Origin of the sequence: Promicromonospora sp. Populi, from assembly GCF_041081105.1 — a bacterium.
Classification (GTDB): domain Bacteria; phylum Actinomycetota; class Actinomycetes; order Actinomycetales; family Cellulomonadaceae; genus Promicromonospora.
Genome location: NZ_CP163528.1, coordinates 1,700,732 through 1,721,951, shown reverse-complemented (window position 1 = coordinate 1,721,951; position 21,220 = coordinate 1,700,732). Strand labels below are relative to the sequence as shown.

Genomic DNA, 21,220 nt, shown 5'->3' with positions numbered 1-21,220 from the left:
AGTCGGCAGGTGCGACCTTCTGCTGGCAGGCGTTCGGGCGTATCTGCGGGGCCAAGCCGAAGCCTGAGTTGGTCGTCTCCGGTCCCGGCTTCAACACCCCGGCGTCGATGCATCGTCCTCTTGTTCTTCGGGCGCCACTGCGTTCGGTTGGCGGTGTGACTCGCGCTCGCGTTGCAGTGATCGAAGATGCCGAAGCGCCGACTGCCATAGCGCGAGCCGGTCTCCTGATCCCTGGGGCATGAGTTCTCGGATGATCTCGCGGACGGAGCGCGCCAGCATGACGGTCACGATCAGTCCCGTTGATGCCCCCAGCGACTGGTACAGGGCGTTCGCGCACTGGTCCATACGTGAATTGCATCAGCGATCCCGGCGGGCGGGGAGGGCATTCTGAAGTGCGTTGTCCGGCATTCTGGACCTAGCTGAGGTCCCGTCGAGGCTCGTGCTCAATCACCGAACATCGCCTTTCGAGACTTAGCCGCGCCCGGTGTACGCCTGCTGTGTGTCATCGCTTGTCGAGCCCTCTTGCCAGGTGAGCGTCCACTCGCCGGTGTTCATGTTGAGCTGGCGACCGAACCCGAGCCACATCCCATCCATGCTGTGCCCGCTGGGGTCGATGACCAGTTGTAGAGCGCCATGAAAGGTAGCTCCCTGGTACTCCCCGTTCGGAGCCGTTGTTTCACGCCAGGTTCCAGTAGCCACCGGTGCTTCAAGCGTGAGTTCGAGGCTGACTCGCGAACCTGAGGAGTGCGGCAGGCTCGTGCCGATCAGGCGGTCACCTTCTTGACGGATCACGAGGTAGTGCTCGTAGTCCTGTTCCTCGGATCGGCTGGAACTGCGATGCCTGTACCGCGAGAGCCAAATTCCTTCGAGGCTAGGTTCGTCCGTCGCCATCACCGACTCCTTCGCCGCTGGGTGTCTGTCTGGCCCATCGCACGGTACCTGAACGCGCCGCGTTCCTCGATCACTATCGGTATCTGTGCAGCGCACGTCGTGCCGTCAGTCAACTCCAGCTTCGATCGGGCTTCTGTCGTAACGGTGAAGCGTCGCGTCGGCCGTAGAGGTGTCCACGAGTTCGAGTGCCCAGGGGCCCGAGTCCACGCGGAACTCCTTGTCGAATCCGACCCACTTGCCCGCCATGCTGCGTCCAGTGGGATCGACGATTACCTGTAGCGCCCCGTGGTACACAGCGCCTTGGTAGTAGCCGTTGACGGCAGTGTGCTCGGTCCAAGTGCCTGTTCCGATCGGCCCACGCATGGTGAGGGACAGGGACACGGGGGAGTCGTTGGAGCTGGGGCGGCTCTCAACGGTCAGGCGGTTGTTCTCCTGGCGGATGACCACGTAATGGTGGCGCGTGACAGGTCCGCGCTCAGTGCTCTCGTACGTGTAGTAGCTGTGCCAGACGCCGCCGAGGGCCATTCCGTAGGCCACTGGTGCGTCCGGCGACGCAAGTTCTTCCTGAGTTACCCCCACAGCCTTGGCTATGAACGGCAGCCACTCGCGCGGTGTCCGTTTCGCTTTCTCCCACCGATAGATCTCCTGGCGCCCCAGGGTGCCTATCTCCACTCCTGCTGCTCGACATACCTCCGCAGCCAATCTGTCCTGGCTCCAGCCAAGGTCGAGCCTGCGCTGGCGAATCCGATCCCCGATCCCCATGGGTCCAAGTCTGGCCTACACATGGCCTACAGACAGGGCGACAGCAGGCATCTAGTTCCTGGCTTGCCTGAGGGAGACCGTGGTGGCATGACATCGGAGGCGACAAGGCTGGATAGTGCGGCCACAAGCATCTCGGAGAGCAGGACGGTTCTGGCCGCGCTCGACATCGACGGCACCCTTGCGCCATCGGGCACCATGCAGATCGCACACGCGGTGCAGGACGCAGTGTCCCGCTTCCGGGCCGCCGGGCACCACGTGGTCCTAGCCTCAGGCCGATCCCTGGTCGGAGTTCTGCCGATCGCCCGAATCCTGGGCCTGACCGACGGGTGGGTGATCGCCTCCAACGGTGCGATCACCGCACGCCTGAACCAGCGAGCACTGCGCGGCTACGAGCTGGAGGACGTGCAGAATTTCGACCCGGGACCGGTGGTGCGGCTAGCGCGTGCCATGTTCCCGGGCGTTCAGATCGGTGCTGAACGAGTCGGGTGGGGATACGACGTCACCCACCTGTTCCCGACGGGGCAGCTCAACGGCGCCCAGCAGATCGTCTCGCCCGATTATCTGGGGGAGCGGTCCACGACCCGGCTGGTACTGCGCGGGCCCGGTGTCGAGCGCTTGGCCGGCCCCGTACGCGCCGCAGGTCTGACTGCGCTCCTGTTGGAACCGGGCTGGGTGGACGTCACTGCACCGGGCCTGAGCAAGGCGACTGCCCTGGAGAAGGTGCGGGCGAACCTGGGCATAGACCCGTCGCGGACTGCCGCAATCGGCGACGGAGAGAACGACCTGGAGATGCTTCGCTGGGCCGCACACGGAGTCGCGATGGGGCATGCGCCCGCCCGAGTGCGCGAGATGGCGGACGGGGTCACCGGAACTCTCGACCAACACGGTGCCGCGAGCGCGCTCGACGCACTCAGCGTGTAAGCGATGCCGCGACACCGATCAACAGCACGGGCAAGATCCTGGATAGCGACCGCCCATGCAACCTGTAAGAAGGCCTGAATGACCCAGCCCGAACTTGCCGCGGCAGAACCGACTGACGCATCGGGCCCGCCCGAGCCCAGCCCCGAGGAGCTCCGCGGGCGGATGGTCAACCAGCTCATCGAGGAGGGCATGCTCGACGATCCGGCGATCGAGGCCGCCTTCCGCGCCGTCCCGCGCGAGGCGTTCGCACCTCTGGGAACGCCGGCCGAGCTGCCGTACGCGATCCGCGACGTGGTCAGCGTCACCGTCGACATCGACCAGGGCGTCACGGCGCGGGCCACGGCGGGCCTGGATCAGATCGGCCTGGGCGGCCGGGTCGAGGTCATCACCGCCGACGCCGGCCGGCACCAGCTGGCCTGCCGCGGGGCTGTCCGACGAGTTCACCCGGGTGACTCCGTTGTCAGCGGGGCTCTGACCTGCGCATTGATTGCGTATGGCTCGTAGCCTTCGCAGTGGAGATCGTTGCCGATCTGTCGGCCGAGGTGGCCGTCGGCTGCCGCCGATGAGGGCGTTGCGGTCGGGTCTTGCCGATGTGGCAGACGGACGGGAACCGAGATGGCACAGGATCTTCGTTTTAACTCACCTCCAGGCTGGCCGATACCACCCGCGAATTGGAGGCCCGAGCCGGGATGGAAGCCGGACCCGTCGTGGCCCGCGGCACCGCAGGACTGGGTCTTCTGGGTACCTGTGGGTGCTCCGAGCCCTGTGGTGGTGCAAGCGGTCGCGCCTCCCGCGCCTGTGACTGTCTCCGCGCCGCCGCCGTCAGCGCCCGAGTCGCCGTCAGGCCCTGCACCAGTGAACGCGGGTCCAGCCCGAGGCAAGGTGCCGATGTTCGGTGCGCGGCGGGTGGCTCGTGAGCTAGGTACCGAGGTCGACTCGTTGCGGGCTGAGGCTTCCGCGTTGCGTGCCGAGCTGGAGCGGGTCGGTGCCATGGACGCCATCCAGATCGAGGCGGAACGGCTTTCGGCGCAGCAACTGTTCCAGGCACAAGAGCGCGAGCAGGAGCAGAGCCGTTCAGCATCGCTGGACAAGTTCGCCGCGGAGGCTAGCGGGCTGACTGCCCGGCGCGATGCTCTGGCGGCAGAGACGGTGCTGTTGAAGTCTCAGGTGGCGCAGCTGGAGGAGACCCTCCTGCTGCAGGAGGTCGGTATTTATGAGTATCAGCATCCGCTGGAGAACGCCGACGCCTACCGGGCGAGCCTCGATGCAATTCGGGTCCGGATCAAGGAGATGGCCAAGAAGGACGGTGGAGCTGTTACGGGGGTGAAGGGCTGGACGGTGAACGGCTCGAAGGCCGAGGGCACCCGAATGATCACCCAAACGTCGAAGCTGATGCTGCGTGCCTACAACGGTGAGGCTGATGCTCTGGTTCGGGGCATGAGGCCGTACCGGCTGGAGGCGAGTCTGGACAAGTTGAACAAGTCCGTGGCGCTGATCGCGAAGCTCGGGGCGTCGATGCAGATCGCGATCGCGCCCCAGTACCACGGGCTGCGAGTCGCGGAACTCAAGCTCACCGCGGACTTCCTAGCCAAGCAGGCCGACGAAAAGGAACGTGAGAAGGAAGAGCGGGCACGGCTGCGCGAGGAGCGGAAAGTTGAGCAGCAGCTTGAGCGTGAGAAGGAGAAGCTGGAGAAAGAACGCCAGCACTACGAGAACGTGAGAGCGGCGCTGCTTGCCAACGGCGACGCAGAAGGTGCGGCCCGGTTGGCCGAGCAGATCGAGGACGTGGCCAAGAAGATCGAAGACGTGGACTATCGTGCGGCGAATCACCGGGCCGGATACGTGTACGTCATCTCGAACCTCGGGGCGTTCGGTGAGCGCATGATCAAGGTCGGTATGACTCGCCGCCTTGACCCGATGGACCGAGTCCGGGAACTGGGGGACGCTTCCGTCCCGTTCAACTTCGACGTCCACTCACTTTTCTTCGCTAACGACGCCGTCGGGATCGAGGCAGAGATGCATCGTCGCTTGGCCGATCGCCGCGTGAACCGCATCAATCTGCGACGCGAGTTTTTCTATGCAACTCCGCACGAGGCGCTGGCGCAACTTCGTGACCTAGCCGGTGACGTGCTGCAGTTCGAAGAGATCCCTGAGGCGATTGAGTACCGGCAAAGCTCAGCCCTGCAGCAGAGCCCGTAATGGTCGCGCCTCACGTGGCGCCGAACCGCGTCCGGTACTGACTCGGCGACACTCCCAGCCGCGCGACGAAGCGCCGCCGCATCGTCTCGGGGCTGCCGAACCCGGCGGCGCTCGCCGTCTCGGTGACGCCGTGCCGCGCGTTGAGCAGCGTCTTGGCGTGGTCCAGACGTGTGTCCTCGACGAACCGAGCCGGGGAGATGCCGAGCTCGGCCTTGAACAGGCGGGCGAGATGCCGCGGCGTGACACCGACGACGGCGGCGAGCGACGTCGTCGTGTGATCTAGTGCGGGCTGTGCGGCCACGAGGTCGACGACGGCCCGCAGGGCCGGCGAACGCGGCTTGGCCAGCTCCAGCGGCGCGGAGAACTGCGACTGGCCGCCGGGCCGCTGCATGAACATCACGAGGTTGCGGGCCACGTCGCGGGCGAGGTCGGGTCCGTGGTCCCGCTCGACCAGCGCGAGCGCGAGGTCCATGCCCGCCGAGACCCCGGCCGAGGTGAAGACGCCGCGGTCCTCGACGAACAGCGCGTCCAGCTCGACCTCGATGCCGGGGTACGCCCGGGCGAGCAGGGGTGCGTGGCGCCAGTGGGTGGTGGCGCGGCGCCCGTCGAGCACACCGGCCGCGGCCAGGACGAACGACCCGGTGCAGATCGAGACCAGCCTGCGGGTTCGCGGCCCCAGCTCGCGGACAGCGTCGGTCAGCTCGGGGGGAATCGGCCGGCCGACGAGGGCGTCCCCGCCCGAGACGATGAGGGTGTCGACGTCGCCCAGCGCGGCAGCGGCGACGTCGACGGAAAGGCGTGTACCGATCGAGGTGAGCACCGGCTCCCCGGACACCGAGGCGTACCTCAGCGTGTAGTCGGCACCGAACGTGCGGGCCTCGGCGAAGACCTCGGCGGGGCCGGAGACGTCGAGCATCTTCATGCCGTCGAACACGAGGAACACGACGCTTCGCTTCGTCGCCACCGGCTCACCCCCAGGTCGGATCGTGCTCGGCGAGACCTACGCCTCGCCCGGCCCACTCAAGCACGCCCAGAAGAGTGTCACTCGGGCCAGTTGCTGTCCCGGATGATCCGTACGAAGTCCTCCCGCCGGAAGGCTGGGTCGAACGCGGCGAGCACGTCGTCGTTCATGGTGCCGAACGTGGTCTGCGGCCGGTCCGCCATACCGTCGTAGAACGCCTGCAGGATGCGGTTCTTGAAGTCCGGCCGCGGGTGGGCGGCGACCGTCTCGGCGCGCTGCCACTGCTCGATCTGGTCGAGGCCGAGGCCCAGCACGTCGGTCTCCACGCCGAGCGTCACTACTGCCACCTCCGGCGCGAGGTGCATCGGGACCTCCGGCGTCGTATGCAGTGCGATCGCGAGCCAGACATTGCGCGCCTCCTCGGCCGAACGGCCGTGGTCGCGCAGGAACGTGTACGCCGCCTCGGCGCCGTCGAGCTCGAACCGGCGGTCCTTGGTGCCGTAGGCCGTCGTTAGACCGAGATCGTGGAACAGCCCACCCACGTAGGCGAGCTCTGGATCCACCTCAAGCCCGCGCGCGGCCGCCTTGAGCATCCCCCAGACGAAGACCCGCCGCGAGTGGTGGAAGAGGGTGTCGTCGGCGGCGTCGTGCACGAGTGCGGTCGCGTCTCGGACGAGCTCGGTGTCCGGGATGGTGATCCCGGCGACGGTCTCAGGCATGTGCGTCTCCTCGTTCGGTGTCGCCTCCAGGCTCTCGGTCGGGACGACGACGTCACACCGTCCGGACGGACCGCTACCCCACAGATCCGGACATCGCCGGGCGACCCCTCAGGTTCAGGTCCCTACGTCTGCGGCGCCCTCCGGCTCGTGGCGGATCAAGTCGCCCGGCTGGCAGTCGAGGACCTTGCACAGGGCGTCCAGCGTTGTGAAGCGCACTGCCTTGGCGCGGCCGTTCTTCAGGACGGCGAGGTTGGCGGGCGTGATCCCTACCCGCTCCGCGAGCTCCCCGACCGACATCTTGCGGCGTGCGAGCATGACATCGATGTCGATGACGATCGGCATCAGATCACCTCGTCGAGCTCGGCTCGCAGGTTGGTCGCCTCGCCCTTCAGCCCGACGGCTTTTGCAAGGAGGGAACGCAGGACGCCGACGAGGAGCGCGATACCTCCCGCGAGGACCGAGCTTCCGATCAGCATGAGGGCGATACCTGGCTGCACGCCGGTCTCCGCGGTCTGTCCGCTCAGCCAGAGCAGGAGACCGAGGGCCAGCACGCCGGCACCAGCGGCGGCGGCGATGATCACGTCGACCCAGCGGAAGGCTGCGGGCGAGAAGACGGCGTCGCGACGCACCAGGGTGAGCAGCCGCCACACGCAGACGAGGACCAGCTGAGCTGCCGCCAGGCCGATGATCGAGGTCACCAGGATCGGCGTACGGAGCTGCGCAACCTCCGGGTACTGGTCGGCGAGCGACCTGGAGATGTCGGGGAGCACCCACACCTGGGTCAGCAGGACGCCGAGGAACATGAAGACGAGCATCACCCGCAGCAGGCCTGTCGCAAGACTGTTCACAGCAACCAACTCCTATCGATTAACGGTAGGCATCTATCGTATATCGATAGATGCCTACCGCGCTAGGGCATAGAGTTGGGCCATGGCCTTCAACGTCGCGGCCGACGCTTACGCACGGTTCATGGGCCGGTACGCGGAGCGATTGGCGGATCAGTTCGTCGACCTCGTCGACGCGCAGCCCGGTCGGCGGGCGCTCGATGTCGGGTGCGGTCCGGGCGCTGTCACCGAGCAGCTGTCGCATCGGCTGGGGCCCGACGCCGTCGTCGCCGTCGATCCTTCCGCGCCGTTTGTCGAGGCGGCCCGCTCGCGGTGCCCCGGTGTCGACGTCCGCGAGGGGGTGGCCGAGGCTCTGCCGTTCGACGACGACAGCGTCGACCTGGCGCTCGCGCAGCTCGTGGTGCACTTCATGACCGACCCTGTAGCGGGGCTGCGGGAGATGGCCCGGGTGACGCGTCCGGGCGGATCCGTGGCCGCGAGCGTCTGGGACTTCGGCGGCGAGAGAGCGCCACTGTCTACCTTCTGGCGCGCTGCCCGGGATCTCGCCCCGGACGCGGTCGACGAGTCGGCGCTTCCCGGTGCGCGTGCGGGACATCTCGCGGGCCTGTTCCAGGAGGCCGGGCTCGTTGACCTGCGATCCCACGAGCTGGCCGTCACGTCGTCGTACGCCGGATTCGCCGAGTGGTGGGAGCCGTACACCCTTGGCGTGGGGCCTGCCGGTGACTACGTCGCCGGCCTGGAGTCCGATGCCCGACGGGCGGTCGAGGTGCGCTGCCGCGAGCTGCTCCCGGACGGCCCGTTCGAGGTGACCGCTACGGCGTGGACGGTCGTGTCGCGTACCTAGATCGTCGTTTCAGGAGCAGTCGTCGAGTGTCGCGGAATCGGCCGGTATTCCGGTGGGGAGACCGGCTCGTCCGGTGGGGAGTCCGGTGCGTCCGGTGCGGAGACCGCCGGCCACGTGCGCCTGGCCTCCATTACCCAGAAGGCACAGAACAACCCGATCTCCCAGAGTTCGAGCACGAGCGCGGTGTAATCCGATCCCACGCGGAAGAGTATGAAGCCGACCAGAATCCCAGCGAGCATCAGGCCGAATATTATGCGATAGGCCGCCACGCCTGGTTCGCTTCCGCCGAATGGACCGGGCCAGGCGTGGCTGGCCACGGCGGCCGCCAGGCTCACGAAGAATAGAACGGACGCCGCAAAATGGACGCCCTGAAAACTGTCGTCCACGAATCCGGTGATGATAACGAGAATGAGAAATCCGATACCCAACACATTTGTCACCCTGAATACCCACTTGGTTGCCTGCCGCTGCAGCAGGCTGGGAATAGTCCAGTGACCAAAGCGTCGCTCTAGCAGCACAAAGACTGTGCCGATCGCGATGACGGCACCGATGGAGATGCGAAGCGCGCCTACCGCCTCCTGCCGTTCCGCGGACCCCAGGGAGGCGAAGCTCTCCGCGAGGCCTGTGGGTACAAAGGCCACGAAGATCGCGTAGAAACCGGCGACGTTGAGCGTGTAGTCCTCGAACGGCGGCGAGCCCCGATAGACGATGAGGCACACGGCTGTGCCCACCATGGCGCCCACAAAGATATCTCGGATCGGACCAAGGTAGTAAGCGCTGATAGACCCTTCGAACTGTGCGGTGACGGCAAGCACCAGGATCGCCAGGACCATCAGCGCCGGCAGCGTTACCAGCATGAGCCGCAAATGGCGGTACGTCTCGCGCGCCAGAATGCTGGCTGCTGCGTCAAGCGGGGGTGAATTCACAGCTCCATTGCTGTTTCTCATATATTGATGCTCACCCCGGCCGGAGGCTTTGTCCAGCCGGATCGGATTAATCACCCATAAGTCCTGTGGTGATATTTGCGCCCGGCTGGTACGTCGGCCGCCAGCTGAGGTGGCGCTGTCGCCCGCGTCCCGGTGCGGGCGGCAGCACGGGCCCGTTGTCCGGCGGTAGACTCCGGCTTCTCCGGAGATCAGGCAGGGCCACGGATCGAGCAAGGTAACGTCCGTGTCCCGCCGTGATTCACGGAGATACCCGGCGGCGTGTCACTATCGGCATGAGCACGGGGGCCGCGGGCGGCGCATGCGGGGACGCTGCGCGGTGACCCGGCGGCCGGACGACCGTCCTGGCCCGGGCTACCTGCCGCACGGGCCGGCTGTCCGACGTCGGGCAGGTCCCGGGTGTGTGGGCGTGACACGGCGCGTAGCGCCGCTGTCGCGGTTTGGGTGTGTGACGAAGGAGGAAATGTGGCACGACCAGGCCAACGCCGGTCAGGTCGCGCGCGGACGGGTTCCGGCGCTCAGCGCCGCCGCGCCCCGCGCCCCGCCGAGCAGGGGATCATCCCGGTGCTCGCGGAGGTCGCCCGCGAGGTCGACGGCGCCGTGCGGCGACCGCCGACGCGCCAGGCGGTACGCACGAAGTTCCAGGTCGTCGCGCTGCTCATGCGGGAGGAGCGGGCCCGGGTAAGGGCCGACGGCGACCTGACCGAGCCCCAGCGGGCCAACCAGCTCAAGCGGCTCGACGGGGTGGGGACGCTCCTGGCGAGGATCGCCGCCCGGGACACCTCGCTGCTGGAGCTGCTCGCTGAGGATGCCCGGGTCTCCGACGCGGCGCGCGAGTACAAGGCGACGATGATGCGCGCCGGCGGGCTGGAGCCGCCCGAGGAGCCCCCGCCGCCCCCGCCCGCCGCGCCGGCGCCCGGCGCTGAGAAGCGGGTGGTGCCCCGCTCGGTGATCTCGCGCCAGCTGGCGAACCCGTTCCTCGCCCCGGACTTCTCGGCCGCGGCCGAGCGGCAGGCTCCGCGGGTCCGCCTGCTGGCCGGCTGGGAGCTGCTCGATCCGCTCTTCCGCTCCTTCGAGCACGCGAGCCCCGGCGCGCCCGCCTGCATGCCGCTGCCCGAGCCTCGCTCGGTGTCCGTTCCCCAGGGCCGCGAGCTGATGCCGTACCAGGCCCAGGTCGTCGAGGCCACGGCCCGCGGGCACCGCACCTTCCTGCTCGCCGACGAGCCCGGGCTCGGCAAGACCGCCCAGGCACTGCTCGCCGCCCAGGCGGCCGATGCCTACCCGCTGCTGGTCGTGGCGCCCAACGTGGTCAAGACGAACTGGGCGCACGAGGTCGAGATGTGGACGCCGCGGCGTACACCGACCGTGGTCCACGGCGACGGCGACCGGATCGACGGGTTCGCGGACGTCGTCATCGTGAACTACGAGATCCTGGACCGGCACGTCGGCTGGCTCGGCGACCTCGGCTTCCGCGGCATGATCGTCGACGAGGCGCACTTCATCAAGAACAAGGGCTCCCAGCGCTCCCAGCACGTGCTCGCCACCTCCGAGCGCATCCGCGAGCGGACCGCCCGTCCGCTGCTGATGGCGCTCACCGGCACCCCGCTGATCAACGACATCGAGGACTTCCGGGCGATCTGGCAGTTCCTCGGCTGGATCGACGACGCGAAGCCGCTCGGCCCGCTGCTGGCCGCCCTCGAGGACAACGGTCTCACCCCGGCCGACCCGGGGTTCTACCCGGCCGCCAGGACCAGCGTGATCGACATGGGCATCGTGCGCCGCCGCAAGGCCGACGTCGTCGCCGACATCCCCGCCCGCCGGGTGGCGGACCTGCCGGTCGAGCTCGACGGCGCCGCGGGCCGCTCGATCCGTGCCGCCGAGGCCGCGCTCGCCAGCCGTCTGGTCGGTCGCTACCGGTCAGCCGTGGCGGCGCGCGCCGAGAGCTCCGTCGTGGACGACGTCGTCGTGGACGGGGTCGACCTCGACCTCGCCCGCCGTGTGGCGGCCGCCGAGCTGAAGGACTCGAGCTCGAAGGCCAAGGGCGAGAACGTGTTCACCATGGTCCGGCGGATCGGCCAGGCCAAGGCCGGGCTGGCCGCCGACTACGCCGCACAGCTCGCCCGGAACGTCGGCAAGGTGGTGTTCTTCGCCAAGCACGTCGACGTGATGGACCAGGCCGAGCAGACCTTCGCGGATCGCGGCATCGGCTACGCCTCGATCCGCGGCGACCAGACGCCCAGGACGCGCGAGAAGAACATCGCCGCCTTCACCGACGATCCTGACGTGTCGATAGCGGTGTGCTCCCTGACGGCGGCCGGCGTGGGGCTGAACCTCCAGGTGGCCTCCAACCTGGTGCTGGCCGAGCTGTCCTGGACGTACGCCGAGCAGACCCAGGCCATCGACCGGATCCACCGGATCGGCCAGGCCGAGCCCGTCACCGCATGGCGGATCATCGCCGCGCAGACCATCGACGCCAAGATCGCCGAGCTGATCGACAGCAAGTCCTCGCTGGCCGCGAGGGCACTGGACGGGGCGGGGGAGGACGACGCCGCATCGTCGACGGACGTTCAGCTCGAGGCCCTGGTCGCGCTGCTCACCGACGCGCTCGACGCCGAGGGGATCTGAGCCTCAGCTCAGCTCGAGCACGATCCCGTCCGCCGACTGCTGGCCGCCAGGTCCGTGGTCGCGGATGATGTCGACGATCTCGTCGAACAGCGTCGGGCCCTCGCCGCGCTGCGCGTCGTCGAGCCTCGCTTCGAAGGCAGCGCGGTTAGACGGGTCGACGCCGGGCAGGAGCCGCTCCAGCCGCCGGGCCGTCTCCGCGTGACCGAGCGCCGTCCGCGACGTCTCCGAGCCGACCCACCTCAGTATCCAGCCGTCCTCGGGGGTGCCGAACCCCCCGCGGAGCACGTCGTTGAAAGCATCCAGGTTCCCGCGCCAGGTGTACCCGCTCAGCAGCCCGGAGAACTCGCGGGCGAAGCCGTCGAGGTCGCTGAACCGCGTCCCGTCGACGATGAGCACGGGCAGTTCACGAGTCATGGTCCGAGGCTATCCGTCTCGCTCAGGGCCGAGCCCCTGCGCTGCGTCCGGCCGCTGACCGGGGCGAGACGCAGCGCAGGGGACCGGGTCACATCCGGTAGAAGTCGGTGTAGTGGTTGGGCGAGAAGTAGGTCACCCCGGTGGTCTGGTCCAGGATGAGCCGGTAGGCCTGCCGAGCGGCGCCGCAGGCTCGCGGCGTGACGTCGAACTCGAGGTACGAGTGGCCGGCCGGGAGCTGACCCTCGGCGTTGCGGTGCACACCACCCGCGTAGTTGCACTGGCCGTTCGGCCAGCTGACCCAGCCGCGGGTGCTCGGGTAGCCCAGCGAGCTCCAGGTCGACCTCGAGGAGTACGCCTCCGCGCAGCCGCTGTGCGTGCAGGAGTTGAAGACGGCCGCCCCGGCAGCGGGTGCGGTGGAGACGTCGACGGCGGTGACGCCGACCATGGCGGACAGGACAAAGAGCAGACTGACCAGCCCGGACACGATGCGGTTCTTCTCGGACACCTTCTCGGACACGATGATCTCCCTCTCGGTTGGGAATGCCGGGGGGAATCCTGACCCGCCAAGTCGACGTGCACCCGACGGCGACCCCACCGTCGGGTGAATTTAACCTGTCCGCTTTGTCCAGCCGCAATACGTGAGACCCACATGACCGGTCACGTGTCCGGCCGGCCGGTCAGCCTCAGGGCGAGCAGGGGGCACAGCGCGACGGCCTGCTCGGCGTCGGCGGCGTGCCTGGACGGGATCTCGACGAGCGTGCGGCCTGGTGCAGTGGTTCGGGTGTCCTGGTGCGGCTGGGGATAGCCCCACTCGTCGCGGGTGAGGAGCCCGGGCAGCAGCTCCGCGCAGAGCCCGCGGCCGTCGCAGCGGGTCCAGTCGACGTGCAGTCCGTCGCGGCTCATGAGCGGCTCATAACTGGTTCTCCAGGTCGACGGTGCACCGGCCGACGGCGTGCGCGGCCGCGTCGTCGGCGAAGACGTCCAGGGCGCTGAGCACGAGCCGGCTGGTGCCGTCGGGGTGGTGGCACGCGCCGCGCCCGGCGACGGTGGTGGCGAGCCGGCGGATCCGGTCCGCGGTGCCCGCGGGTGGGTGACCGGCGGCGAGCAGGTCGAATGCGCCGGCCAGCGCGGGCAGCCCGAACAGACACGGTCCGCACTGCCCGGCGGACTGGTCGGCGAGGTAGCGCACGAACTCCGCGGTGGTGCGCAGGCCGCAGTGGCCCCTGTCGAGCACGACGATGACGCCGGCTCCGGGTGTGGCCCCGCCGGACGGCGAGAGCGCGGCGCCCAGCTCGGCAGCGGGCAGCCACTGGCCGTGGTACCCGCCGACCAGGACGGCCGAGACCTGCGCCGGATCGGCGTGGCAGGCCGCCAGCACGTCGGTGACCCGGACCCCGCCGCCGACCTCGAGGACCCCGCCGGCGGGAACGTGACCGGAGACGGTCACCAGCCGGGTCCCGGGGTCGCCGGGTGTGCCGGCGCCGCGGAACCAGTCCCCGCCGTAGCGGGCCACCAGCGCGACGTGGGCGAGCGTCTCGACGTTCTGCACCAGGGTGGGCCTGCCGCGCAGCCCGGTCTCGCTGAGCCGGCGCGTCCGGTCGGTGGGCAGCGCGATGCTGTGCTCGACTGCGTTGACGACGGCGCTGGCCTCGCCCGAGACGAATGTGTGCACGGCGAGGACGACCTGGACGCGGGCGCCGTCCGGGCGCTCGGCCAGGGCACGCTGGACCGGGGCCGCGCTGTCTGGGCGCAGATACAGGTAGACCTGGTCGGCGGCCAGGGCGCCGCCGGCGGCCAGCAGCCCGTCGATGACCAGGTGCGGCGCGTGCTGCAGCAGAGTGGCGTCCTTCTGGCTGCGCGGCTCACCTTCCGCACCGTTCCCGATGATCACGGGGCGGCGCCCGGCCGCGGTCGCGGCCAGCTTCCGCGCCACGGGGAACCCTGCGCCACCGCGCCCGGTCAGGCCCGACAGTTCAAGCTCGTGAGCCAGCCCGGCTCCCGGGCCGGACGCCGGGAGCGGCCCGTAGGCGGCCAGGTGGGCCGCGAGGCCGGCCTGGCCGCCGGCGACGAACAAGCGCTGCCCGCCGGCGAGCGGTGCCCGCCGCCGCGTGTCGAGTGCGGTTGTCTCCGCCGTGCTCATGACGCCTCCTGGCGGGCCCGGGACGACTCGACGAACCAGCGCGACAACCGCCACCAGACGGCGCCCGCCACCGCGGCAACGCTCACCGCCGCGATCGCGAGGAACCAGGCGGTGGCTGCGTCGGTGCCGTTGCCGATGGCGTGCAGGAGCGCGACGGGCCACATGGCGTACACCAGCCAGTGCACCGTCCGGTAGGTCCGCAGGCCCACCCACCGGCGCAGCAGAGCGGTGACGACGACGGCCAGCAGCAGGTCGAGCGCCACTGTGCCCAGCCCCTGCCACAGCGGCCGGAACTCACCCAGGAACGGCACCACCAGGTCGAGGAGCGTGAGCTGTGCCTGCGGGTCGAGCAGCAGCGTCACCACGTGCAGGCCGACGAACACGGTCCCCGCCAGCGCGACGTCCCGGTGGACCAGCACGATGGAGAACCGCGGCAGCCCCGGCAGCGGCAGGCCGGACCGGGTCAGGATGCCGAGCACCACCGAAACCGTCAGCAGCACCAGGGCCGTCATGCCGCTGGCCCGCCCGGCTGCCCAGAGTGCCTCATCCATGTCAGGACCCTGACGACTGGGCCTGCGGCGCGGTGCTCAGTCCCGGCGTCACCGGGGACGTGCCGGTGGTGCTGTCGGTGCTGTCGTCCGTGGTTCCGGACCCGGTGTCCGAGGGCGCGCTGGACTCGGTGTCCGACGGCACGGTGGACTCGGTGGCGAGGGCCGCGTCGCCGGCCTGGGTGGACGCGGACCATATAGCGGTGGCGGTGACGGCGGTGACAGCAATGCTGGTCAGGCCGATGGCTGCGGTGGTGGTGGCGGCTCTGCGTCGGCCGCTGGCTGGGGAAACCATGTAGTGACCTCTTCCGGGGGACTTGGTGCTGCTCAGTCCAGGATGGGTCGCGAATCTTCCAGGATCCTTGGAGCCGGTCAGGCCTGACGTGGCAGCCGCACGGTGACGACCGCGCCACCGGTCGCCGGGTCGCGGCCGGCGCGCACGTCTCCGCCGTGGCGGTGGGCGACCTCGGCGACCAGGGCCAGTCCCAGGCCGTAGTGCCGCTGGTGGCCGGGCGCCTCGTCGGCCCGGCGGCCGCCGGCGAACCGTTCGAAGGCCTGCCGCTCCGTGCCGGGCGCGAACCCGGGCCCGTCGTCGCTCACCCGGATCTCCGCGTCGCGCGCTGCCGTGGTGACGTTGATGGTGACGTTGATGGTGACGGTGGTGCGGGCGTGGTCGAGCGCGTTCCAGACCAGTGCCGAGCAGAGGCGGGCCAGCGACACGCGTGAGCCGCGGACGGTGACCGGGGTGGTGGCCCCCGTGCGCTCCAGCCGCAGCTCGCGCCGGTCGGCCTCCGCGCGGTGGCTGCGGACGGTCTCGTCCGCGAGCGCGGCCAGGTCCACGGGGGCGTCGTCGACCACCTCACGTGGATCTGCGGCGAGCAGCAGGTCCTCGAGGATGTCGGTGAGGCCCTGCGCGTCGGCGGCGATCTCGTCGACGCCGGCGCCGACGTGTTCGTCCCGGTCCGGCCGCTCGCGCAGGCGTAGTTGGAGCAGCTGCGCGCGGGTGCGCAGCAGGGTCAGCGGGGTACGCAGCTCGTGGCTCGCGTCGGCGATGAACCGCCGCTGCAGCGCGAGCGACGCGGCCAGGGGTGCCATCGCCCGCCGGGCCATCCACTCGGCGATCAGCGCGGCGGCCACCACGGCTACCACGCCGGTGATCGCCAGCGCCCAGGCGACCCGGCTCAGCTCCTCGGCGTTGTCGTGCTGGTCGAGGGCGACCTGGACGATGCGGTCGCCCTCCATGGAGGTCCGCACCAGGAACTGGTCCCCGTCGGTCTCGGTGGTCCCTTCGACCGAGTGGCCGGTGCGGGCGACCTCGTCCAGCGCCGCTTGGTCGGGCAATCCGTCCGGCATCCCGGGCGAGAGGAGCAGCTCGCCGTCGCTCTCGACCGCGACGTACGTGCCCTGCGGCACGTCGTCGACCGACGCGGTCCGCGCGGTCTCGCCGATGATGTCGCGGTTGCTGTCCGCCTGGCTGCCGGCGACGATGACCAGCACCGACGCCGCGACCCCGACCAGCAGGACGACGATCAGCAGCGCGAGGACGGCGGCCAGCCGGCGTGCTGGGCGGCGGACCTGCTCGTCGTCGCGGCCGTTCATGCGGGTGCGCCCAGGCGGTAGCCGAGCCCGCGCACGGTCTGGACGGTTGCCCGGCCGAGCTTGCGGCGCAGGTAGTGGACGTAGGTGTCCACGACGCCCTGGTCGTCGGCGTCCGGGAACACGGCGGCGAGCAGCTCGTGGCGGCTCAGGACCTGCCGCGGATGCCTGGCGAGGTGTTCGAGCAGGTCGCACTCGCGCTCGGACAGCGCGACCTCGCTGCCGTCGTCGAGCTGCACGCCGCGCACCGTCACGTCCAGCACACCGCCCGGGACCCGCAGGGCGGGTGCCGTCTGCTCGTGCCGGCGCAGCAGGGCACGCAGCCGGGCCAGCAGCTCTGCCACGTCGAACGGCTTGGCCAGGTAGTCCTCCGCGCCGCGGTCCAGGCCCTCGACCCGGTCGGCCGGGTTGCCGAGCGCCGACAGGACCAGCGTGGGCGTGGTGATGCCGGTGCGGCGCAGCCGGTTCAGCACGTCGAGGCCCTCCAAGGCCGGCAGCCCGCGGTCCAGCAGGATGAGGTCGAACGAGCCGGTCAGGCCCTCGTGCAGGGCCCGCTGACCGTCGCGCGCGACGGTCACGTCGTAGCCCGCGCCCTCCAGCAGCTCGGTGAGCATCGCCAGCAGGCGGGCATCGTCCTCCACCACCAGAACCCGCGGTGCACCCACCGCTGCAGCATACCGACGGGCCGCCCGATGGCACCGCCGCCCGACATCATCTCGATCATCTCGGCGCGACGCCGAGTTTTAACACCAAGTCACATGTTCGTATTCCTAATGAAACCAATCGGTAAAAACTGGCCCCTGTACTTGGCTTCATGACGCCGACGGACAACCTCTCGACCCGGGTGAGCATCTCGCTCCTCGGTGTACGTAGCGATGCTCCGGTCCGCCGTGCGGGTGGTGCGGGTCCGAGCGACGACGGACACTTCGTCATCGGTGGTGCGGGGGCCGCGATACCGCTCAACCCCGACAGCCCGTATGTCGTGTCGAAGGGTCGGCTGACCCTCGACGGTGCTGATCTCGGCATGGATGTCGAACCGGTGGTCCGCCCGCGATTCTATGACCTGACCACCGCGGACGGGACCCCGTACGACAAGATCGCGAAGCTGCACGGGAAGGATGTCCTGGCCACGACGGTGGTGCAGACCTGCGTGCGTTACGACGAGAGCGAGCGCTGCCGGTTCTGCGCTATCGAGTCGTCGCTGCGGTCCGGGACGACCATCGCCGTCAAGACGCCCGCCATGCTCGCCGAGGTGGCCAGGGCCGCCCGGGAGCTGGACGGCGTCTCGCAGATGGTCATGACCACCGGCACCTCCAACGGCTGGGACCGGGGAGCCAAGCACCTCGCACGCTGCGTCCGTGCGGTCAAGAAGGCCGTGCCGGAGCTGCAGGTCCAGGTGCAGTGCGAGCCTCCCGCGGACCTGCGGGCCATCACGGACCTGTACGACGCCGGAGCCCGCTCCATCGGCATCCACGTCGAGTCGATGGACGACGCCGTGCGCCGGCGCTGGATGCCGGGGAAGGCCACCGTCCCGCTCGACGAGTACCGCGCCGCCTGGCGGGAGGCAGTGCGGGTGTTCGGGCGCAACCAGGTCTCCACCTACCTGCTCGTGGGCCTCGGTGAGGATCCCGACGAGCTGGTCGGGTCCGCCGGGGAGCTCATCGAGATGGGCGTGTACCCGTTCGTCGTCCCGTTCCGGCCGCTCGCCGGCACCCTCGCGACCGACGTCGACCGTGTGCCGGCGCCGCACCGCGCGGTGCTCGCCGACGTCACCCAGCGGGTCGGCCGCCTGCTCGTCGCCGCGGGGATGCGCGGTTCCGACCAGGCCGCGGGCTGCGCGGCGTGCGGGGCGTGCAGCACGCTCGCGACGGTCGGAGGCTGACATGCTCGACGTCCCCACCCTCACCGGCCGGTCGCTGCCGCCCGTCGCGCCCTGGACGGTGCGCCCGGCCGAGGGGCGGCACCTGGCTGCCTACCGCGGGCTGCGCCGCGACGCGTTCGTCGTGGAGCAGGGGCTGTTCAAGGGGCAGGACCTGGACCGCCTCGACGACGACGAGCGCACACAGGTGCTCGTCGCCCTCGACGCGGACGACCGTGTGCTGGGCGGTGTCCGCATCGCCCCGGCGCCCGAGGCGGTCGACGCGGCGGGTCGCGACATCGGCTGGTGGACCGGCAGCCGGCTGGTCGTCGCCCCCGGTGCGCGCAGGGCCGGCGGGATCGGTGCCGCGCTGGTCCGAGCCGCATGCGCCCGGGTCGCCGAGCTCGGTGTGCTGCGCTTCGACGCGACTGTGCAGACGCGCAACCGCGTGCTGTTCGAACGGCTCGGCTGGTTGCCCTCGGGCACCCGCGAGGTGCAGGGCCAGCCGCACGTGCTCATGCGCTGGCCGATGCCGCGGATAGCCGACCTGGTCGCCGCCACCAAGTCTGCGCTCGCCGGGCTCGTCGAGCCGCTGCTGGAGCACACCGGGCCTGCCGCGCTGGGCGGAGCCGGGTTCCTGGGCGACGACGGCGCGCCGGTGCCGGGCACCGATGTCGTCGCCGCGTGCGACGCGATCCTGCCGACCCTGATCGAACGCGACCCCGAGTGGGCCGGCTGGTGCGCGGTGCTCGTCAACGTCAACGACCTCACGGCGATGGGCGCCGACGCCGTCGGGCTGACCGACGCGGTCGGCGCGCCGACGGCGTCGTTCGCGCGCCGGGTGCTCAACGGGCTGCACAGCGGGTCCCAGGCGTGGGGCGTGCCGGTGCTCGGCGGGCATACCCAGCTCGGTGTGCCCGCGTCGCTGTCGGTCACCGCGCTCGGCCGCACCGACCACCCGGTCCCCGGCGGCGGCGGGCAGGCGGGGCACGCCCTGTCCCTGACCGCGGATCTCTCGGGTCGCTGGCGCCGGGGGTTCGAGGGCCTGCAGTGGGACTCGACGTCGTCGCGCTCGGCCGCCGAGCTGCGCCACCTCGCCGGCACCGTCGGCGCGGCCCGCCCGCACGCCGCCAAGGACGTGAGCATGGCCGGGATCGTCGGTACGACGGCGATGCTCGCCGAGGCATCGGGCACGGGCGCCACCATCGACGTCGCCGACGTACCGGCGCCGGACGACGCCGCGCCGGGGGACTGGCTCACCTGCTTCCCGGGCTTCGCGATGCTCACCGCGGACCCGTCCGGTGCCGGGCGGATGAGCTCGCCGCTGGCGGCCACTGCCGAGTGCGGCGAGCTGACCGCCGAGCCCGGCGTCCGCCTGCGCTGGCCCGACGGCGTGACCACCGTGGCGGTCCCCGGTGCCGCGACGGGCTTCGGACCTGCCTGAGACCACCACCCAGACCGCACCACCAGCTTGACCGCCCCACCCGGCACGACAGCACCATCCACCACCACAAGGAGCCAAGGAACATGTCCTACGACGAGCAGATCCAGGCCAACATCGACACGTCGCTCGCGGAGATCCCGCACCCGTCGCTGCCCAAGGGCAGCAACCTCTACGGCTCGACCAAGATCTTCCCCGACTACCAGGCGGAGCCCGGCCAGGCGTACTTCACGCTGGTGCACGGCATCGCGCACGAGTCGTCGGTGAGCTTCGTCGCGATCCTCCAGGCCACGCGCGCGCTGCGGAAGGGCTTCGAGTCGGCGATCTACTTCTACGGCCCCGGCGCGATCAACGCGCTGGACACCCGCGGTTTCCCGACCACGGGCGACAGCGCGTTCCCGGGTGAGCAGAACATCAACGACGCGCTCAAGACGTTCATCGGCGAGGGCGGCACCGTGTTCTGCTGCCGGTTCGGCCTGTCGCTGCACGGAGCCCGCGAGGAGGACCTCATCGCGGGCGTGATCCCGGCGCACCCGCTGGACGTGCAGGACGCGGTGATCCACTACGCGCGCAAGGGCGCGATCATCAACTCCACCTACAACCTGTAGGAAATACAACCTGTAGGAAACGGCCGGAGGGAGCAGCTGCTGTGCGCATCACCGTCGCCGCCGTGTCGGCAAACTTCACCCGTGACCTCGACCAGAACTATGCCCTGATCGAGGAGCTCCTGGGCGAGGCGCGTGCCGAGGGCGCGCAGCTCGTCGTCTTTCCCGAGGCGTCCATCGGCGGTTACCTGTCGTCGCTCGGCAACCACGGGGACACCGTGCGCACCACGCGGCGCTCGTTGCCGCCGGCGATCCGGCTCGACGGCCCGGAGATCGGGCGGGTGCAGGAGCTCGCGGGACAGACGGTGGTGTGCATCGGCTTCTGCGAGCTCGACGAGGACGGCGAGACCCGTTACAACGCGGCCGTCTGCCTGGACGGGGAGCGGATCTACGGCTCCTACCGCAAGGTGCACCAGCCGCTGGGCGAGAACATGTCGTACGCCGCGGGCGACACCTACGAGGCGTTCGACACGCCGGTCGGGCGCGTCGGCCTGCAGATCTGCTACGACAAGGCCTTCCCGGAGGCCGCGCGAGCGCTGGCCCTCGACGGCGCGGAGATCGTGGTGAGCCTGTCGGCGTGGCCCGCGGCGCGCACCGCGACCGCCGAGGATCTGCAGCAGGACCGGTGGACCTACCGATTCAACCTGTTCGACGCCGCCCGCGCGCTCGACAACCAGGTGTTCTGGATCGCGTCCAACCAGGCGGGCACGTTCGGGTCACTGCGCTACGTGGGCAACGCCAAGGTGGTCGACCCGGGCGGGAACGTGCTGGCCACGACCCAGCTCGACGCCGGCCTCGCCGTGGCCGAGATAGACGTCGAGCAGACGTTCCGTGCGATGCGCGGTGGGATGTTCCACCTGCGGGACCGCCGCCCCGACGTGTACGGGGCGATCACCGCATGAGGAGG

At 70.0% G+C, this 21,220-nt stretch carries 24 protein-coding genes; 10 read left to right on the top strand and 14 right to left on the bottom strand.

Annotated features, from left to right (window positions below; all coding sequences use genetic code 11):
• Window positions 1–471 precede the first annotated feature (471 nt).
• Window positions 472–891: a hypothetical protein gene (locus tag AB1046_RS07720; RefSeq protein ID WP_369373991.1), complete on the bottom strand. Its 420-nt coding sequence runs from the start codon at window positions 889–891 to the stop codon at window positions 472–474.
• Window positions 892–996: 105 nt separating this feature from the next.
• Complete coding sequence (locus AB1046_RS07715; RefSeq protein ID WP_369373989.1) at window positions 997–1,563, bottom strand: hypothetical protein; 567 nt, start codon at window positions 1,561–1,563, stop codon at window positions 997–999.
• 177 nt (window positions 1,564–1,740) lie between these two features.
• On the opposite strand from AB1046_RS07715, the gene AB1046_RS07710 reads away from it, so the two are divergent.
• The 3 genes from AB1046_RS07710 to AB1046_RS07700 all read left to right on the top strand — a co-directional run bounded on the left by AB1046_RS07710 (window position 1,741) and on the right by AB1046_RS07700 (window position 4,773).
• Window positions 1,741–2,574: an HAD family hydrolase gene (locus AB1046_RS07710; RefSeq protein ID WP_369373987.1), complete on the top strand. Its 834-nt coding sequence runs from the start codon at window positions 1,741–1,743 to the stop codon at window positions 2,572–2,574.
• Between the two features lie 78 nt (window positions 2,575–2,652).
• On the top strand, window positions 2,653–3,078 hold the full coding sequence (locus AB1046_RS07705; RefSeq protein WP_369373985.1) for a hypothetical protein: 426 nt from the start codon (window positions 2,653–2,655) through the stop codon (window positions 3,076–3,078).
• 456 nt (window positions 3,079–3,534) lie between these two features.
• Window positions 3,535–4,773: a DUF4041 domain-containing protein gene (locus AB1046_RS07700; protein WP_369373983.1), complete on the top strand. Its 1,239-nt coding sequence runs from the start codon at window positions 3,535–3,537 to the stop codon at window positions 4,771–4,773.
• Window positions 4,774–4,783: 10 nt separating this feature from the next.
• On the opposite strand, the gene AB1046_RS07695 is transcribed toward AB1046_RS07700, so the two are convergent.
• The 4 genes from AB1046_RS07695 to AB1046_RS07680 form a co-directional block, all read right to left on the bottom strand.
• Window positions 4,784–5,737 carry a GlxA family transcriptional regulator gene (locus AB1046_RS07695; protein WP_369373981.1) on the bottom strand — a complete coding sequence of 318 codons (954 nt, stop codon included), beginning with the start codon at window positions 5,735–5,737 and terminating at the stop codon, window positions 4,784–4,786.
• Between the two features lie 77 nt (window positions 5,738–5,814).
• A complete protein-coding gene (locus tag AB1046_RS07690; protein WP_369373979.1) occupies window positions 5,815–6,453 on the bottom strand; it encodes an HD domain-containing protein in 639 nt (212 codons plus the stop codon).
• Between the two features lie 114 nt (window positions 6,454–6,567).
• Entirely contained in the window at window positions 6,568–6,795 is a 228-nt protein-coding gene (locus tag AB1046_RS07685) for a helix-turn-helix domain-containing protein (RefSeq protein ID WP_369373977.1), read from the bottom strand.
• Entirely contained in the window at window positions 6,795–7,301 is a 507-nt protein-coding gene (locus AB1046_RS07680) for a DUF2975 domain-containing protein (protein ID WP_369373975.1), read from the bottom strand. The genes AB1046_RS07685 and AB1046_RS07680 overlap by 1 nt, the downstream gene beginning before the upstream one ends.
• 82 nt (window positions 7,302–7,383) lie before the next feature.
• Here AB1046_RS07680 and AB1046_RS07675 point away from each other — a divergent pair, with 82 nt between their 5' ends.
• Window positions 7,384–8,142 (top strand): class I SAM-dependent methyltransferase, encoded by a 759-nt coding sequence (locus tag AB1046_RS07675; protein WP_369373973.1) that lies wholly within the window; start codon window positions 7,384–7,386, stop codon window positions 8,140–8,142.
• Here the strand turns inward: AB1046_RS07675 and AB1046_RS07670 are convergent.
• Complete coding sequence (locus tag AB1046_RS07670; RefSeq protein WP_369373971.1) at window positions 8,139–9,143, bottom strand: hypothetical protein; 1,005 nt, start codon at window positions 9,141–9,143, stop codon at window positions 8,139–8,141. The genes AB1046_RS07675 and AB1046_RS07670 overlap by 4 nt on opposite strands.
• 408 nt (window positions 9,144–9,551) lie before the next feature.
• Between AB1046_RS07670 and AB1046_RS07665 the strand changes: the two genes are divergently transcribed.
• The gene (locus AB1046_RS07665; RefSeq protein WP_369373969.1) at window positions 9,552–11,711 is read left to right on the top strand and encodes a DEAD/DEAH box helicase; all 2,160 of its coding nucleotides are present in this window, start codon (window positions 9,552–9,554) and stop codon (window positions 11,709–11,711) included.
• Window positions 11,712–11,714: 3 nt separating this feature from the next.
• Here AB1046_RS07665 and AB1046_RS07660 read toward each other — a convergent pair whose 3' ends face one another.
• From AB1046_RS07660 to AB1046_RS07640, 5 genes are all read right to left on the bottom strand, one after another.
• Window positions 11,715–12,125 (bottom strand): barstar family protein, encoded by a 411-nt coding sequence (locus AB1046_RS07660; RefSeq protein ID WP_369373967.1) that lies wholly within the window; start codon window positions 12,123–12,125, stop codon window positions 11,715–11,717.
• An 88-nt stretch (window positions 12,126–12,213) separates the two neighbouring features.
• Window positions 12,214–12,642, bottom strand: a complete 429-nt coding sequence (locus AB1046_RS07655) for a ribonuclease domain-containing protein (RefSeq protein ID WP_369373965.1) — start codon at window positions 12,640–12,642, stop codon at window positions 12,214–12,216.
• Between the two features lie 140 nt (window positions 12,643–12,782).
• Window positions 12,783–13,028 (bottom strand): ferredoxin, encoded by a 246-nt coding sequence (locus tag AB1046_RS07650; protein ID WP_369373963.1) that lies wholly within the window; start codon window positions 13,026–13,028, stop codon window positions 12,783–12,785.
• 7 nt (window positions 13,029–13,035) lie between these two features.
• Window positions 13,036–14,265 (bottom strand): NADH-ubiquinone oxidoreductase-F iron-sulfur binding region domain-containing protein, encoded by a 1,230-nt coding sequence (locus AB1046_RS07645; protein ID WP_369373961.1) that lies wholly within the window; start codon window positions 14,263–14,265, stop codon window positions 13,036–13,038.
• Window positions 14,262–14,816 (bottom strand): ferric reductase-like transmembrane domain-containing protein, encoded by a 555-nt coding sequence (locus AB1046_RS07640; RefSeq protein ID WP_369373959.1) that lies wholly within the window; start codon window positions 14,814–14,816, stop codon window positions 14,262–14,264. The genes AB1046_RS07645 and AB1046_RS07640 overlap by 4 nt, the downstream gene beginning before the upstream one ends.
• On the opposite strand from AB1046_RS07640, the gene AB1046_RS07635 reads away from it, so the two are divergent.
• A complete protein-coding gene (locus AB1046_RS07635) occupies window positions 14,804–15,112 on the top strand; it encodes a hypothetical protein (protein WP_369373957.1) in 309 nt (102 codons plus the stop codon). The two genes, AB1046_RS07640 and AB1046_RS07635, sit on opposite strands and share 13 nt — an antisense overlap.
• A 73-nt stretch (window positions 15,113–15,185) precedes the next feature.
• Here AB1046_RS07635 and AB1046_RS07630 read toward each other — a convergent pair whose 3' ends face one another.
• Both AB1046_RS07630 and AB1046_RS07625 read right to left on the bottom strand, forming a co-directional pair.
• Window positions 15,186–16,412 carry a sensor histidine kinase gene (locus tag AB1046_RS07630; protein ID WP_369373955.1) on the bottom strand — a complete coding sequence of 409 codons (1,227 nt, stop codon included), beginning with the start codon at window positions 16,410–16,412 and terminating at the stop codon, window positions 15,186–15,188.
• Window positions 16,409–17,074: a response regulator transcription factor gene (locus AB1046_RS07625; RefSeq protein ID WP_369373953.1), complete on the bottom strand. Its 666-nt coding sequence runs from the start codon at window positions 17,072–17,074 to the stop codon at window positions 16,409–16,411. Before AB1046_RS07625 ends, AB1046_RS07630 begins: the two co-directional genes overlap by 4 nt.
• A 149-nt stretch (window positions 17,075–17,223) precedes the next feature.
• Between AB1046_RS07625 and AB1046_RS07620 the strand changes: the two genes are divergently transcribed.
• The 4 genes from AB1046_RS07620 to AB1046_RS07605 all read left to right on the top strand — a co-directional run bounded on the left by AB1046_RS07620 (window position 17,224) and on the right by AB1046_RS07605 (window position 21,215).
• The gene (locus tag AB1046_RS07620) at window positions 17,224–18,291 is read left to right on the top strand and encodes an MSMEG_0568 family radical SAM protein (RefSeq protein ID WP_369373951.1); all 1,068 of its coding nucleotides are present in this window, start codon (window positions 17,224–17,226) and stop codon (window positions 18,289–18,291) included.
• Between the two features lies 1 nt (window position 18,292).
• The gene (locus AB1046_RS07615) at window positions 18,293–19,711 is read left to right on the top strand and encodes an MSMEG_0567/sll0787 family protein (protein ID WP_369373949.1); all 1,419 of its coding nucleotides are present in this window, start codon (window positions 18,293–18,295) and stop codon (window positions 19,709–19,711) included.
• An 83-nt stretch (window positions 19,712–19,794) separates the two neighbouring features.
• A complete protein-coding gene (locus tag AB1046_RS07610; RefSeq protein ID WP_369373947.1) occupies window positions 19,795–20,316 on the top strand; it encodes an MSMEG_0572/Sll0783 family nitrogen starvation response protein in 522 nt (173 codons plus the stop codon).
• 41 nt (window positions 20,317–20,357) lie between these two features.
• Window positions 20,358–21,215, top strand: coding sequence for a carbon-nitrogen hydrolase family protein (locus AB1046_RS07605; protein ID WP_369373945.1), 858 nt, complete (start codon window positions 20,358–20,360; stop codon window positions 21,213–21,215).
• Window positions 21,216–21,220: the final 5 nt, after the last annotated feature.